14 protein-coding genes are annotated in these 14,353 nt (G+C 59.3%); 5 read left to right on the plus strand and 9 right to left on the minus strand.

Going from position 1 to position 14,353, the window contains the following annotated elements:
• Positions 1–353 precede the first annotated feature (353 nt).
• A complete protein-coding gene (locus AC3A35_RS20415; protein WP_487438144.1) occupies positions 354–2,567 on the plus strand; it encodes an OsmC domain/YcaO domain-containing protein in 2,214 nt (737 codons plus the stop codon).
• An 86-nt stretch (positions 2,568–2,653) separates the two neighbouring features.
• Here AC3A35_RS20415 and AC3A35_RS20420 read toward each other — a convergent pair whose 3' ends face one another.
• From AC3A35_RS20420 to AC3A35_RS20435, 4 genes are all read right to left on the minus strand, one after another.
• Positions 2,654–2,944: a hypothetical protein gene (locus tag AC3A35_RS20420; RefSeq protein WP_487438145.1), complete on the minus strand. Its 291-nt coding sequence runs from the start codon at positions 2,942–2,944 to the stop codon at positions 2,654–2,656.
• A 545-nt stretch (positions 2,945–3,489) separates the two neighbouring features.
• Entirely contained in the window at positions 3,490–4,422 is a 933-nt protein-coding gene (locus AC3A35_RS20425) for an MBL fold metallo-hydrolase (RefSeq protein WP_487438146.1), read from the minus strand.
• Positions 4,423–4,829: 407 nt separating this feature from the next.
• Positions 4,830–5,138, minus strand: coding sequence for an SDR family oxidoreductase (locus tag AC3A35_RS20430; RefSeq protein WP_487438147.1), 309 nt, complete (start codon positions 5,136–5,138; stop codon positions 4,830–4,832).
• Between the two features lie 124 nt (positions 5,139–5,262).
• Positions 5,263–5,589: a nuclear transport factor 2 family protein gene (locus tag AC3A35_RS20435; RefSeq protein ID WP_487438148.1), complete on the minus strand. Its 327-nt coding sequence runs from the start codon at positions 5,587–5,589 to the stop codon at positions 5,263–5,265.
• A 124-nt stretch (positions 5,590–5,713) separates the two neighbouring features.
• Here AC3A35_RS20435 and AC3A35_RS20440 point away from each other — a divergent pair, with 124 nt between their 5' ends.
• Both AC3A35_RS20440 and AC3A35_RS20445 read left to right on the plus strand, forming a co-directional pair.
• A complete protein-coding gene (locus AC3A35_RS20440; RefSeq protein WP_487438149.1) occupies positions 5,714–6,058 on the plus strand; it encodes a winged helix-turn-helix transcriptional regulator in 345 nt (114 codons plus the stop codon).
• Between the two features lie 477 nt (positions 6,059–6,535).
• Positions 6,536–7,213: a hypothetical protein gene (locus AC3A35_RS20445; protein ID WP_487438150.1), complete on the plus strand. Its 678-nt coding sequence runs from the start codon at positions 6,536–6,538 to the stop codon at positions 7,211–7,213.
• Positions 7,214–7,781: 568 nt separating this feature from the next.
• On the opposite strand, the gene AC3A35_RS20450 is transcribed toward AC3A35_RS20445, so the two are convergent.
• Genes AC3A35_RS20450 through AC3A35_RS20465 form a run of 4 tightly spaced genes read right to left on the minus strand, consistent with a single transcriptional unit; the run spans position 7,782 to position 11,711 of the window.
• The gene (locus tag AC3A35_RS20450) at positions 7,782–8,849 is read right to left on the minus strand and encodes an alkene reductase (protein ID WP_487438151.1); all 1,068 of its coding nucleotides are present in this window, start codon (positions 8,847–8,849) and stop codon (positions 7,782–7,784) included.
• Between the two features lie 47 nt (positions 8,850–8,896).
• The gene (locus AC3A35_RS20455) at positions 8,897–9,691 is read right to left on the minus strand and encodes an SDR family NAD(P)-dependent oxidoreductase (protein ID WP_487438153.1); all 795 of its coding nucleotides are present in this window, start codon (positions 9,689–9,691) and stop codon (positions 8,897–8,899) included.
• A 59-nt stretch (positions 9,692–9,750) separates the two neighbouring features.
• Positions 9,751–10,749 (minus strand): NADP-dependent oxidoreductase, encoded by a 999-nt coding sequence (locus AC3A35_RS20460; protein ID WP_487438154.1) that lies wholly within the window; start codon positions 10,747–10,749, stop codon positions 9,751–9,753.
• A 44-nt stretch (positions 10,750–10,793) separates the two neighbouring features.
• A complete protein-coding gene (locus AC3A35_RS20465; RefSeq protein WP_487438155.1) occupies positions 10,794–11,711 on the minus strand; it encodes an alpha/beta fold hydrolase in 918 nt (305 codons plus the stop codon).
• Between the two features lie 104 nt (positions 11,712–11,815).
• Between AC3A35_RS20465 and AC3A35_RS20470 the strand changes: the two genes are divergently transcribed.
• Positions 11,816–12,259, plus strand: coding sequence for a winged helix-turn-helix transcriptional regulator (locus tag AC3A35_RS20470; RefSeq protein ID WP_487438156.1), 444 nt, complete (start codon positions 11,816–11,818; stop codon positions 12,257–12,259).
• Positions 12,260–12,373: 114 nt separating this feature from the next.
• Here AC3A35_RS20470 and AC3A35_RS20475 read toward each other — a convergent pair whose 3' ends face one another.
• Positions 12,374–12,985, minus strand: a complete 612-nt coding sequence (locus AC3A35_RS20475) for a TetR/AcrR family transcriptional regulator (RefSeq protein WP_487438157.1) — start codon at positions 12,983–12,985, stop codon at positions 12,374–12,376.
• Between the two features lie 90 nt (positions 12,986–13,075).
• Between AC3A35_RS20475 and AC3A35_RS20480 the strand changes: the two genes are divergently transcribed.
• On the plus strand, positions 13,076–13,546 hold the full coding sequence (locus AC3A35_RS20480; RefSeq protein WP_487438158.1) for a MaoC family dehydratase: 471 nt from the start codon (positions 13,076–13,078) through the stop codon (positions 13,544–13,546).
• Positions 13,547–14,353: the final 807 nt, after the last annotated feature.

A 14,353-nucleotide genomic window follows, 5' to 3' on the forward strand; every position in this document is an offset into this window, starting at 1 on the left:
ACCCAGAAGCTGACTTGTCGTTTGCGGGTAACCGAACTGGCGCTTGATGACACGGAACACATGCTCGACCCTCGCCCCGGATCGAGGACATCTTGTGACCAAGCAGCAGCTGAACGGGCCCAAGATTCTTTGTGCGCGCGTAGATCAGGGTTTCTTCGGATGCACCTTGTCGTAGAGCGGTTCCGGCCTGGCTTTGTGGTGTGCCTGACTTTGAAACGTTCGTTGCGGCTGTGCATGCTGTTGTCGGCGCCAACACGGGGATCCTCGAACTGCTGGAGAAGCACGGTTTTTCCACGGGGAAAACGGCGATAATAGCGACCAATTCGCTTTGAACGCTGTTTCAGGATTCCCGCATGGAAATTAAGGTCAACTTTCTCGACAAGCTTCGTCTTGAAGCCAAGTTCGATGACTTCACGGTGGTGGCCGATCAGCCTGTCCGCTATAAGGGCGATGGCTCCGCGCCTGGTCCGTTCGATTACTTTCTGGCTTCATCGGCTTTGTGTGCGGCTTACTTTGTGAAGTTGTACTGCGAAACTCGCAATATTCCTACCGATAACATCCGCCTGTCGCAGAACAATATTGTTGATCCGGAAAACCGCTACAAGCAGGTTATAAAGATTCAGATAGAGTTGCCGGCGGATATCTCCGCCAAAGACAGGCAGGGCATTTTGCGCTCCATCGACCGTTGTACGGTGAAAAAGGTGGTGCAAACCGGGCCTGAATTCGTGATCGAGGAGGTGGAAAATCTGGATGCCGATGCTCAGGCCTTGCTGACGCTGAATCCGGATTCAGCAGCAAGCACCTATATTTCGGGAAAGGATCTACCGCTGGAGCAAACCATCGCCAGGATGTCGGGGGTTTTGGCGGGCTTGGGCATCAAGATTGAAATCGCCTCGTGGCGCAATCTTGTTCCCAATGTGTGGTCGCTGCATATCCGCGATACGCACTCGCCGATGTGTTTTACCAATGGCAAGGGCGCAGCCAAAGAAAGCGCGTTGGCGTCGGCGTTGGGCGAATTTATCGAGCGACTGAATTGCAATCATTTCTACAACGACCAGTTCTGGGGGGAAGACATTGCCAACGCGGCGTTTGTGCATTACCCGAATGAGCGCTGGTTCAAACCCGGCCCTGAAGATGCACTGCCGGCGGAAATGCTCGACGAGTACTGCCTGCAGATCTACAACCCCGATGGCGAGTTGCGTGGCTCGCATTTGTACGACACCAACTCCGGCAATGTGCAGCGCGGCATCTGTTCGCTGCCGTATGTGCGTCAGTCGGACGGCGCAGTGGTGTATTTCCCGTCCAACCTGATCGACAATCTGTTCCTCAGCAATGGCATGAGTGCCGGCAATACGCTGGCCGAAGCGCAGGTGCAATGCCTGTCGGAAATCTTCGAGCGGGCGGTAAAACGTGAAATTCTGGAAGGTGAAATTGCACTGCCCGATGTGCCACACGAAGTGCTGGCGAAGTATCCCGGCATTGTGGCCGGCATTGAGGAGTTGGAGAGGCAGGGCTTTCCGGTGCTGGTGAAGGATGCATCGCTGGGCGGGGAGTTTCCGGTGATGTGCGTCACCTTAATGAACCCACGTACTGGCGGTGTCTTTGCCTCGTTTGGGGCGCACCCAAGCTTGGAGGTGGCGCTGGAACGCAGTCTTACGGAGTTGCTGCAGGGGCGCAGCTTTGAAGGCCTGAACGATTTACCTCAGCCCACCTTTGAAAGTAACGCCGTCACCGAGCCGAACAACTTCGTTGAACACTTTATCGATTCCAGCGGCGTGGTGTCGTGGCGCTTTTTCAGTGCCAAAGCCGATTTCGATTTTGTCGAGTGGGACTTTTCTGGCCAGGGTGAAAGCTCCAATGTCGAGGAAGCCGCAGCGTTGTTCGGTATTCTCGAAGACATGGGCAAAGAAGTGTACATGGCGGTGTATGACCAACTCGGCGCAACGGCCTGCCGCATCCTGGTGCCGGGTTATTCGGAAATCTATCCGGTGGAAGACCTGATCTGGGACAACACCAACAAAGCACTGTCGTTCCGCGCCGATATCCTGAACTTGCATCGCCTCGACGATGCCAGCCTGGAAGCGCTGCTTGAACGTCTTGAAGACAGTGAACTCGATGATTACACCGACATCATTACATTGATCGGCATCGAGTTTGACGAGAATACGGCCTGGGGTCAGTTGACGATTCTCGAGTTGAAGCTGCTGATTAACCTTGCCTTGCAGCAGTTCGAAGCGGCCCACGAACTGGTGAAAACCTTCCTGCAATATAACGAGAACACGGTCGAGCGCGGATTGTTCTATCAGGCCTTGAATGTGGTGCTCGAGGTGCTGCTGGACGACGACCTGGAACTGGACGATTACGTGCTCAATTTCCGCCGGATGTTCGGCAACCCGCGGATGGATGCGGTGATGGGAGCAGTCGACGGCAGCGTGCGCTTTTTCGGCTTGACGCCAACGAGCATGAAACTGGAAGGGCTCGATAGGCACCGGCGCCTGATCGATAGCTACAAGAAGCTGCACATGGCGCGGGCCAATGTGGCGTCGAACATCAGCTTTCCGAAGTGACGAACACGAACTCCCATCCCATTGATGGGGTCGTCTCGAACCACTGGCCGCCCTGATCCGGTCGCCGCGCCGTCATCGGAACGCCGCTACACGCAGCGGGGGCGTTGTGGCAGCGCGCTCCGGCCGCCCTGCGCACGTGTGTTGTCGACATGCAGCTTGAGCACCACCGCCCGCAGGGCCTGCTCGGAGATGTCCGGGTTGCGCGCCTGAACCGGCCGCGGCCGGCAGGCAAGCCCGAACGCCGAGAACCACGCATCCGCCCACCAGAACATCAGGTGCGCGCCGATGCTGAATAGGTCTTCGCCGTGCGTCAGGGTTGGCAACGCCTCACCGGCAGGAACGGAATGAAGCTGGCGCAAACTCATCTTGTTTCCCATGACCAATCCTTACGTAATGAAGCGATGGAACCACCCGATGGCCGGGCCCACGGCGGGGCACTGCGCCGAGCAAGTCGGCAACGAACCCGAACGCCGTCGTAGATGCTGACAAATGGCCGGCACCGCGCCCTGCAGGCCGCCTCGTCGATCGGCGCCGCTATTCGATGTTCGCCAATTGCCTCAAGCATGCCGGCCATCGGACACCTCAGGCCATCGGGTTGTGCTGATTTGCGTGTAGGGTTGATGGAAGCCGGCCTAGGGTAGTCCTGACCCGTCCCCGCTTTCCCACTCGGCTCGTGACGATCGCTCAAGTCCGACAGGCTTCTGGCGGACGGCACTGGTTCGGGCCGGCACGGGGCCCGGCGTCTGCCTTTGCCTCGGCCGCAGGCATGTGACCTCGCGGCGCAACTTCTTCGCCACCCCGAGGAACTGGCCCGGCCCCACCGGATCGCCCTGCCGGTCGAGCAGGCGCACCTGACACACGGGCGGTGCGCTTGCGCTCTTCCTCGCGGGCAGGCTCGCGCCGACGGGTCAGGTCGCGCAGGTCACTGCCCGGCTTCGAGGCGCAGGTACGCCCGGCTGACGTTGCCGCGATGCAAGTCGGCGTAGTTGGCGAGGCGGGCGAATTGCGGGGCGTCGCCGAGCGCGGCAACTGCCTGGTCGACGCCGGCCATTTCGTCGGCAAGGCGTTTCACCCCTTCGGCGATGAAGGCGAGGTAGTCGCCGGTGTCGCGCTGGGCGCCGGCGAGATCGGTGACGCGGCCATGGCCGGGCACGACGATGGCGGGTTGCAGGGCCTTGATCGCGTCGAAGGCCGCGAGCCAGGTGTTGACGTTGCTTTGCGGCAGCACGCCGAGCAGGCGATCGACATAGACGTGGTCGCCGGTGAACACGATGCCCTCGGCGGGCAGCCAGACCACGGAGTCGCCGGGGAAATGGGCGTCGGCGAAGTAGCGGATCTCCAGCGCGCGGCCGCCGAGCATGAGTGCGGCGCGGTCCTCGCCCGGCGCGCGGCTGGCGTAGGCGGGGCGGGTGTCGGCAAAGCGTTCCTTCAGCAGCGGGCCGAGGCTGTCGAGCTGGGCGACCGCATTGGCGCGCTGGCCGGACACGGTGCGCGCCAGGGCGATGACTTCGGCGCCGCGGGCGAGGAAATAGTCGTTGCCGAGCCAGCGGTGATCCTGGCTGCCGGTGTTGATGACCCACTTCACCGCCTTGCCGGTGAGCGCGCGGGCCTGCGCTTCGAGCAGTTTCGCCCCTTCGCGCGAGGCGCCGCTGTCGATCAGGATGGCGCCTTCGGGGGTGTCGATGACGCCGAAGTTGGCGTTGAGGCCGTGGTTGTCGTAGCTGCGCCCGCCGGTTTCGCCGATCAGCGCGAACACGCCCTTGCCCAGCGCCTGGCTGTGCAGGAGTTCGGCGGCAAGGATGGGGCTGGCGAGAGAGAACAGCAACAGTGCGCGAATGGCAAGGCGAAGGAACATGGTTTGTCTCGTCCGTTAGTAGTTATCGAATTGCTGATGCATCCTACCAAGGAAGCGCCGCGACTGCCCACTCCGCCGTCGCGCTCGCCGCGCCATTCACCGACATCGGGCGGCCGCAGTGGTGCGTGCGGGTGTGAGAAATGCGGGCCAGGTGGCCTGGCGAGGGGATCGCGCACGGGGGACAAGGGGGCTTACATTTGCAGAAGACGGTCCAAAATCAAGGACAGGTGCCAGCATCTGTCCGTACGACCGTATCGGGCCTCACCTTCCATCTCGGGCACGCGAAACAGCCGCATGTGAGGTGAAGTCGCGACCGCGGTCGGCTACACCGCCTGCGAGTCGCTACTCGCGGTTGGTGGGGCAAGGCGCTAGGCCTGTAGACCATGGTGCCCGCGGCGCCATCCGGCTCACACCGTTGGCACTGTTCCTCCGTCGATAACATACTCGGTACCGGTAATTGATGCGGCGCGCGGTGAGACCAGGAACGTGATCAGATCGGCCACCTCTTGAGGCCGGGCTGGGCGACCGAGCGGAATGCCGCCCAGGGCGTCCATGATGATCTTCTTCCCGCCCTCGTAGTCGGTCCCTGCCTGATCCGCCAGCCGCTCGGCGAGACGAACGGCAGCCTCGGTCTCGACCCAGCCCGGAGAGACGCGCACCACGCGGATGCCTTTCGGCGTAACTTCCTTCGACAGGCCTTTGCTGTAGGTCGACAATGCCGCCTTCTTGTTGCGACGACAGTCACACCCGCATTGCGCAAGGACTCGACGACGGCCGCACCCACACCCTTCGTGCCGCCCGTAACCAGCGCTCTGCGTCCAGTGAGCTCAAGGTTGAAGTTCATAGGCTGATTTCCAGAAACGCAATCTTGTTGCCTTCGAGGCCAAAGAAATATCGAAGGTCAACCGGACTGCCGGGGAAGCTGCCGGTCAAACGGCTGGTGACGATGGTCTTGCCGTTTCTTTCTTCGCAAGCGAAGGGCACGCTCGTGTACGTGTACTTCTTTGAGGAATCCGTTTTCCATTGTTTGATGGCGGCCAAGCCGTTGTAGATATGGCCCTCGTCCTTCACGACGGCGTGATCAGTGAAGCACCGGGCAACAGCCTCGCCGTCACCCCTGTCTGCGGCAAAATAGATGTTGATGGATTCTGGAAGGTCGAGAGGCATTTGGAGGGCTCCTTCGTGGATGATCGGATCGCCAAGTGCAACCCGAATTGATAAGTCAGGAGGATGAAGGTAACCTCCAAAAAGAACAAGAACGCACGAAAAAGTAGGGTACACACTAAAAGGTATGGTAAAAGAATGGACCCCCACCTCGGCCGCGAACGGTGTCGAGCAAGCCCTCCAGATCCTCGAAGGAAAGTGGAAGCTGGTGATCCTGTTCCATCTGTTCGGCGGCAATCTGCTGCGATTCTCCGAGCTCGAAAGAGCGATCCCTGCCATCACGCAGAAGATGCTGATCCAACAGCTCCGACAGATGGAAGTAGACGGCGTTGTCCGGCGGATAGTCCACCATCAGGTGCCGCCGAAGGTCGAATACGGCCTGACCGATTGGGGTCAGGCACTCTGCCCGGCGCTCGATGCTCTGCTGAAATGGGCCGATCTACGCGAGGAACACCTCAAGAGCGACGCCTGATTACATCTCTCAAGACAGAATTGAGATTCTTGCACAGCGCCATTGAGTCGAGGCTGGCTATGGTCTGGTGCGTCAAGCGGTCATTTGGGTCGGCTTGCCACGGTTGCATAGGCGGACGACCCGTCCTCGGCCAATGCTGACCTTGGGCCTGACGTCGGTGTCGGGCGGCAATCCGTCGGTCACCTGCCGCTCGCCTGCTTGTGGCGGCCAATGACTACTTGTCACTTCACGCTATAGCCGGACCCGACCCAAAACGGCCATCCGGACTTCTCTGAAGCCGCCGTTCAGGCAGACTGGGCTACCGTGAGTTTCGTTGCCACGAAGCTGCCGTTCGTGACCTCACACACCCGGCCAGAAGCGGTCATCGGTGGCTACAATGTAATTAGACCCCTAAAATGACCCTTATGAGGCATCTGATTCTGCTGCTCAGTAGTTTAGACTTTGAGAAGAATCTACAATAAATCGGGAACTGTAGAGATGCTACCTTTGATCGCTGTACCCCTTCTCCACTCTTCTGGTGCTTGGATCGCATCAACGGCTGCAGGGGGCTATGTTGCGGGTACGCTATCAAGCACGTGGATCGGTGCTTTCATTGCGGGTAATGCAGGAATACTTTCTGGATTGGGGATTACATCAGCCGCGGGCGTTCTGGCCGCGATGGGTGGAGGGTTGACTAGTGTAGGAGCCGCTTTGGGAAGCGGATTATCAGCGATTGGATTATCGGGTGTCGCTCAGAGTTTAGGTCTAGCTCCCGCAACTTTTCTTGGCCTGACAGTAGCGAGTTGGGCTTTGGTCGCCACCAGTGTTGCCGCCGTTGGCATAGGCTATTTCTTTGCGAGTAAAAAGCTGGCGGAAATCAACCAAGAGCGAGCTAAAGGTGGACTCGTAGCAGTGACTTGGACGGAGATCATCGCCGAGGCTCGTGATTATGAGAAGCAAGCGTTGATGAACATACTAGAGGGACTGGAGGCTGAATTTCAAGGAGATATTATTCTGGATCGCTCGAGCGAGACTGCCGTAATCATGAATAAAACTTACAAGATCAGCGATCTTAGATACGTTATTGAGAAGAGTGGCAGAGAGTATATTGCCCTGCGTTCCAATATACCCTTCAGAGAGATAATACTCTTTTTGGTTAAGGGACAAAGCGATTAGTTAAGTGCCGATAATGTGGCTCTTGATAAAATTAATTAGATTGAGATGGAAGGTCTGCTTTGGGTGGGGAAGCGACGAGCAGCTTTCTCAACTCGCCACCGGAAACCAGCCGCTGAAGTTTCGCTTCCCGAAAGCTGCCCGACGCCATCGAGTGCAGCCGACCCAAAGCTGAATTAGCGAACCTCAGTCCCTACGTCGGCAATGCAGCGGTAGGAGCCACTGGCTGGCATGGATTGGCCCTGCTCTGGACGACAGCTTACTGAGTCGAGCAGTCATACGAACCGACTACCCAATGCCGCCACGTCGGCCCTGAGCAGTCGTTCGGCAACCCTTGCATCAAAGCCGGGCTAACGCATCAAAACGGACGGAACCTTGGCAGCTTGCCCCTGTACTTGAGAAAACGCGGGCAGCTCAGGTTCTACCTTTCAGCCTTGGCGCCGCGCACAGGGGACGAGGCAAGTCCGCTAAAGTTTGATAGATATGCTACCTGGGTGCGCATTTCACGGAATCGTGACCAATGCGGAGAAACGCGGAGAAATGCGCGCCCAGGCTCAGGCTCAGGCTTCCGTTAATAATCGGTGTAGCCCTTTTCTCCCGGCGTGTAGAAGGTAGAGAAATCGGGCGCAACCAGCTGTTGGCCTGCCTTAAGCTTGGATACCAGATCCGGATTCGAGATAAAGGGGCGACCGAAAGCCACCAGGTCGCCATGCTGTGCGCCGAGATCGGCATCGGCGCGCTCAACATCATAGCCACCGGAGAGAAGGTATTTGCCTTTGAACGTGCCACGGATCTTGGCTTTCAGTTCGGGACTGACTTCAGGCGCCCCCATGGCGCTGTGATCCACGACGTGGATGTAGAGCAGGCCGAGCGCATTCAACTCGTCGATCAAACGCAAGTACAGCGCATCCATCTCTGCATCCGGCACCTGAGCGTTGAATACGCCGTAGGGCGAGATACGCATGCCAACACGCTCGGCGCCAATCGCTGCGACGGTTGCCTTGGTGACTTCGACAGCGAAGCGGATGCGGTTGTCGACGCTACCGCCCCAGCGGTCGTTACGCTGATTGGAGGCGGTGTTGAGAAACTGGTCGATCAGGTAGCCATTCGCAGCATGCAGCTCGACACCATCGAAGTCGGCCTCCATGGCCAGTTTGGCCGAGGCCGCATATTCGGCGATGCTCTCGGCGATGTCCGCCTCGCTCATTTCGCGTGGCACGGGATGTGGCTGCATCCCGTCCGCATCGGTCCACATCTCCCCCGGAACGGCGACCGCAGAGGGAGCCAGGACGCTGGCGCCGACCTGCATGTTCGCGGGATGGCTGACCCGTCCGGTATGCATCAGTTGCACAAAAATCCTGCCGCCAGCTTGATGGACGCCCTCAGTCACGCGTCGCCAACCCTGCACCTGCTCCTCGTTGAACAGTCCGGGAATGCGCGCATAACCAAGGCCGTTGGGCGAAGGCGAGGTTCCCTCGGTAATGATCAGCCCGGCATCCGCACGCAAGCGGTAGTACTTTTCCATCAGGGCATTGGGCACGTTCCCGATGGCGCGACTGCGCGTCAGCGGTGCCATGACAATGCGGTTCTTCAGCGACAGACTGCCGAGTTGGGTGGGTGCGAATAGTGTGCTGCTCATGGAAATTTCCTTGGTGTTGAGTTCAGATTGATACGTCGTCGGTTCGCTTAAAGCGAAAGGAGTCGTGGCGCAGGCTTGCCGGTTTGCATCGCAGCGAAGAGCTCCGCGCGTGCAGTGTCGAATCGCTCCCACAGACTGGTGTCAGCCATGGACGGCAAAGTGACCGACTCACCGTGGTCGAAACCGGCCAACGCGGCATCGACAAGATGCTCGACAGACATCACAGTTTCTGGCGCCAATGTGGCCAGGGGCACTCCAGAGATATCCCAAAGATCGGTGGCTGTGGCGGCAGGCAGCACCACTTGAACCCTGATGCCGGTATTCGCGAGTTCCTGCTGCAGACCGCGACTGAAATTGAGAACGAAACCCTTCGTGCCGCTGTATACGGAACTCACCGGTAGCGCATGAAGCGCCAACGCCGAGGCAATATTGATGATGACGCCATCGTTGCGCGCCTTGAAGGCGGGCAGGACGGCATGTGTCAATCGCGTCAGCGCCGTGATGTTCAAGGCGATCTGCGACAAAGCGTCTTTCACCGACGTCTCGGAAACGGGGCTCAGCCTGGCAATGCCGACGTTGTTGACCAATACCCCGATGGCGGGATTGCCAGCGAGAATGGCTTCAAGACCTGCGAGATCGGCTTCTTTCTCAAGATCGGCGACGAGCGTTTCGGCCTTGATGCCGTAGGCCTGCTCCAGTTTGGCGGCGAGATTCTGCAAGCGGTCGCCACGGCGCGCGACGAGCAAGAGGTCATAGCCGCGCTGAGCCAGACGATCTGCGTAGACAGATCCAATGCCGGAAGAGGCACCGGTTACAACAGCAATGGTTCTGGATGGGGTCATGGTTTTTTTCCTTTAGCTAAGCGTTTGAAAAAATTGAAGCGTTGTTTGGCTTCTGGTCATCACATCTTGATGACGACTTTTCCCTTCGAACGCCCCTGGGCGAGGTATGCGAGCGCATCCTTTGCTTGCTCAAACGGAAACACCTTGTCGATCACGGGCTGGATACGCTCTGCCTCGAGGAGTTTGCCGATTTCGATAAGTTGAGCGCCATCGGGGCGCGCAAAGAGAAAGGAGTAGGTGACGTCCCGCTTTTTCGCAAGGCGCATGATCTTGCGGCTCATCAACCCGAACATGAACCTCAGGACGAAGTTCAGCCGTCGAGCGCGAGCGAATGCCGCGTCCAACGGCCCGACAAGCGAGACGATCGTGCCCCCTGGCTTGAGGATGCCGAGGGATTTTTCAATCACGTCGCCCCTGACGGTGCCAAGTACCGCGTCGTAGCCGCGCAGCACGATCTCGAATTCCTGCTTCTTGTAGTCGACCACCTCGTCGGCGCCAAGGCTGCGCACCAGTTCGACATTGCCCGTGCTGGTGGTCGTTCCCACCTTGGCGCCCAGGTGCTTTGCCAGTTGAATCGCGAACGTGCCAACACCGCCGGAGCCTGCGGGGATGAACACCTTCTGGCCGGCCCGAAGATTCGCGCGCTCCTTCAGCGCTTGCCACGAGGTGAGCCCGACCATCGGGATGGAGGCCGCCTGCACAAAGTCCAGATTGGCCGGCTTCAGTGCAGCAGCGCTCTCCGGTACCACCGCGAACTCGGCGATAGCGCCCGTACCACGGTCGAAGATGTTGGCGAAGACGGCATCGCCTGGCTTGAAGCGCGTCACGCGGCTGCCGACCTCCGTCACCACACCGGCCAGATCGCTGCCCAGCGTGGCCGGAAGCTGGAAATGCAGGACCTGTTTGAATAATCCCGTCAGAATCATGTTGTCGATCGGGTTCACGCTGGCAGCGTGGACTTGTACCAGCAGTTCATCGGCCTGCAGCGTGGGGCGGGGAATGTCGGCGAACCCGATCTCGGGCGACTTGCCATAGCGTTTGAAGGTAAGTGCTTTCATAGTTTGAGTTTTCATCTTTGGCCTTTCATTCACATCTGATCGGATCAGTCAGCGAGGAAGTCCAGAACCGCAGGCACGAAAGCCCGGTGGTACTGAAAAACGCCGCCGTGCCCGGAATCCGGATAGATCGTCAGCCGGGCATTCGGCAGACGGCGAGCCATGTCGGCCGAATGGCTACTGTCGACCATCAGATCACGGTCGCCATTGGCGACGAGAACGGGTTGCGTAATGACCGATAGATCGTCGGGCGCACTCAGTCCCGCAGTTTTGATGGCCTTCAGTTGGGCGCTCCGAGCCTGCAGGGAAATGGGCTTGTCACGGTCCTCGGTGCGTTCCTTCAGCCGGGAGAAGTAATCCTTCGCGGCGCGCTTGCCCTCCGGGGTACGGGGGAAGAACAGAAAATTCCTCGGATCGCTCAGCGTCAGCGCCGCTTTGAGGTAAGCGATGACTGCGATTCTGTTGATCTCTTCGATCCCTCCGCCGCCCCTGGGTCCCGTTCCGGCAAGGATCATCCGACGCACCAGGTCGGGAGCCTGCAAAGCCACCATTTGCGCGACACCCCCGCCCAAAGAGAACCCGAGCAGGTCGACTTTCCTGAGTCCCAACGCATGAATGAAGGCGATCGCATCCCGCCCCATCTCTTCGATTGTGTGCGGTACCGATCCTCCCGACCCACCGACCCCGCGGTTGTCGAACGCAATCACTCGGCGATGCGCGGCGATGCCGTCGATCACCCGCGGGTCCCAGTCATCGAGCACGGCCATCAGGTGGTGCAGGAAGATCACCGGCACGCCAGAACTGGGACCGAGCTCCCGATAGGCGAAAGGCACCCCGCCCACGTCGATCCTGCGGGTCGGCACATTTTTCCACGTCACAGTGCTCATCTGCCGTGCCGCCTTGGCTTCGCCGCTGCCTGAAGATGCTCCTGTCACCAGGGCGATACCCATCTGGTTCTTGCTCATAAATCAAATCTCCGTGCGGGGTGGATTGCCTGTCGTCGAGGTGTTACTATCAAATTGAAACGAACGATACTATCAATTTGAAAGTAAGTCACTACCAAAACAGTATGAACGACGAAAAAAGTTGCAACGACCCCTGCCCGATAGCGCGCAGCCTGGCTTTCGCCGGTGACGCGTGGAGCATATTGATCCTGCGGGACGCCCATGCCGGCCTCACGCGCTTCGACCAATTCCGGAAAAGCCTGGGCATCGCACCGACGATGCTGACCCGCCGGCTGGCGACGCTGACCGAAGAGGGATTGCTGGAGAAGCAGCGCTACTCTGAGCACCCGCCGCGTGAGGAGTATCTGCTGACCGCTGCCGGTCGCGATTTCCTGCCGGTGCTCTTCATGATTGGCGCCTGGGGACGCCAACATCGGGGCGGCGGCAAGTTGGTTCGTTTCTTCGATGCTGAAACAGGAACGGAAATTAAGGCAGTGGCCGTGGATGAAGTCACAGGGGCGAAAATCGGGACCCGTCCCATGCGCATGGCCACGCCAGATGAAGGCTGACTGGTGATTTGACAGACCGGATGGCTGCCCGATGTTCTAGTCGACGGTGAACGTAGCCCTTGGACCACCGAAGTTCACCACAGTCAGCAATCTGCTAGTTGGCAGTCGGCCTGCTCATGGGCGGGAGCGACCCGACGAAGGGTTGAGGATCGACGTCGAAACCGATCGCAGGATCTGCTCGGCGAGCTCCGGGTCGTCCACGCTGCGCGCGAGCACCACCGCGCCGACCATGCTGGCGTAGGTCGCCAGCGCCTTCTCGCGCCGCGCAGCCTTGGATCGCCCCGGCACGATCGCCGTCAGCAGATCGATGAATTCACGGACGCCTTTGGTCAGGGCGTGACGCACGGCCTCACCGTGGCGTGAGGCTTCCGAACCTAGCGCGGCCAGTGCGCAGCCCTCGCCGGGATGCTCGCAGTGGACGCTGGAAAGATAGGACGACGTCACCGCCGCCAGTGGGTCTTCTGGCGCTTGGTCGATCCGCTCCCGCAACTTCGATACCGAGGCGCCCACCGCCTGCGCACAGGCCTCCGCCATCAGGTCCTCCTTGGAACCGAAGTGGCGGTAGAAGCCGCCGTGCGTGAAGCCGGCGCTCTTCATCAGATCGGCAACGCCGATCCCGTCAAGCCCGTGTTCGCGAAAGAGCTTCGAGGCGATTTCGATGACGCGCTGGCGACTCTCCGCAGCCTGCTCCCGACTCACTTTCATCTGATCGATCTCCTTCTTCAAACGTCGTCCTTGACATTATAGATGATATTCGTAATCTAACTGCTAAGATGATGAGCATCATCCCAATAAGCCACCAAGGAGACATCCCAGATGACCGAGCGATACCTGGAGGATTTTGAAGCGGGACAAACTTTTCGATCTGGGCGCATCCGCATTGACGCGGACCGCATCAAGCGCTTTGCCGCCGAATTCGACCCGCAACCGTTTCATCTCGACGAAGGAGCCGCCAGCGAATCGATATTTGGACGTCTCGCCGCAAGCGGCTGGCACACCGCGGCGCTGACGATGAGGCTGTTGGTCGAAGGCGATTTCAATCCCGCCGGCGGCATCGTCGGCGCCGGCTTTGACGAACTCCGCTGGCCACGACCGGTTCGGCCAGGCGATGAGCTTCGGGTCGAAAGCGAAGTGCTCGAGGTGCGCGCCTCGAAGTCTCGCCCCGACCAGGGCCTCATCAAGGTGAGGACCACGACACTGAATCAGAACAACGAGGCCGTGCAAGCGTCCGTCGGCAATCTAATCGTGCCCCGCCGTCCCGCGTCTTCGGGAGAACGACATGGCTAAGCCCGAAAAAATGTGATCGCGCTCCTCAAGGGCGCTGCGTCAGGCACCCACCCACCCAGATTTCTACTCAGTGGGCGGCGAGCCCGTCACTAATCTCACGCAAGGATGCCAAATCGAGGTGTGTGTTGAAGGCGTGTTGCAACGGCAGTATGGTTAGGTAACGGTGTTTTCTATAGCCACAACGTATAACGTGCGCTCCATTGACAAGCTGAACGTCAGCAAAGGCCGGGGTGCTCGAAATGACTATCCGGCAGGTTTCAAAGTGGACCCGATACCGGGTATGTCATTGTCAGCAGGCAGCAACCAGTCTGAACCGGTCACCCAAAATGCTACCGTGACGGTCTGCTTCTGGCCGGGTCGAGCCAAACCGGGGTTCAAGTTGGCCGCCGTAAACCGGCCACCCAAGTCGATCCAGCCAGGGAAATCCTGGCCGTATTTCCAACGGCCGGTGATGGCCGACACCCCCCTTCCAGCACCGCCTCCGCAAGCGACCATCAGTTCTCGATCTGCTCAATGATCTCCAAGGCCGTAAAGGCAGCCGGCGGATCCGATACGCATCGTCTGTAAGCTTTAGCGACTCTGCTACGACAAAGCACTGGGCCGGACGGAGTTGGCTGTGGATCCCGCCGACCGTGGATCGCATTGCCCTTCGCCGCGGCCACGCACCCGAACTGGAGAGAACGCAATGAAACGCTATACGAAGAATGAAGCCGCCATCGCCGCGTTGACACCGGAGCAATACCGCGTCACCCAGAAAAGTGGAACCGAACGCCCGGGGACAGGTGAATATCTTCACAACGACGCCCT

The organism is Azoarcus sp. Soil_N_20, assembly GCF_057656155.1.

Excerpts from the sequence above, each read along its gene's own strand:
- AC3A35_RS20415 (WP_487438144.1), top strand. The coding sequence starts at position 354 with ATGGAAATTAAGGTCAACTTTCTCGACAAGCTTCGTCTTGAAGCCAAG.
- AC3A35_RS20420 (WP_487438145.1), bottom strand. The coding sequence starts at position 2,944 with ATGGGAAACAAGATGAGTTTGCGCCAGCTTCATTCCGTTCCTGCCGGT.
- AC3A35_RS20425 (WP_487438146.1), bottom strand. The coding sequence starts at position 4,422 with ATGTTCCTTCGCCTTGCCATTCGCGCACTGTTGCTGTTCTCTCTCGCC.
- AC3A35_RS20435 (WP_487438148.1), bottom strand. The coding sequence starts at position 5,589 with ATGCCTCTCGACCTTCCAGAATCCATCAACATCTATTTTGCCGCAGAC.
- AC3A35_RS20440 (WP_487438149.1), top strand. The coding sequence starts at position 5,714 with ATGGTAAAAGAATGGACCCCCACCTCGGCCGCGAACGGTGTCGAGCAA.
- AC3A35_RS20445 (WP_487438150.1), top strand. The coding sequence starts at position 6,536 with ATGCTACCTTTGATCGCTGTACCCCTTCTCCACTCTTCTGGTGCTTGG.
- AC3A35_RS20450 (WP_487438151.1), bottom strand. The coding sequence starts at position 8,849 with ATGAGCAGCACACTATTCGCACCCACCCAACTCGGCAGTCTGTCGCTG.
- AC3A35_RS20455 (WP_487438153.1), bottom strand. The coding sequence starts at position 9,691 with ATGACCCCATCCAGAACCATTGCTGTTGTAACCGGTGCCTCTTCCGGC.
- AC3A35_RS20460 (WP_487438154.1), bottom strand. The coding sequence starts at position 10,749 with ATGAAAGCACTTACCTTCAAACGCTATGGCAAGTCGCCCGAGATCGGG.
- AC3A35_RS20465 (WP_487438155.1), bottom strand. The coding sequence starts at position 11,711 with ATGAGCAAGAACCAGATGGGTATCGCCCTGGTGACAGGAGCATCTTCA.
- AC3A35_RS20470 (WP_487438156.1), top strand. The coding sequence starts at position 11,816 with ATGAACGACGAAAAAAGTTGCAACGACCCCTGCCCGATAGCGCGCAGC.
- AC3A35_RS20480 (WP_487438158.1), top strand. The coding sequence starts at position 13,076 with ATGACCGAGCGATACCTGGAGGATTTTGAAGCGGGACAAACTTTTCGA.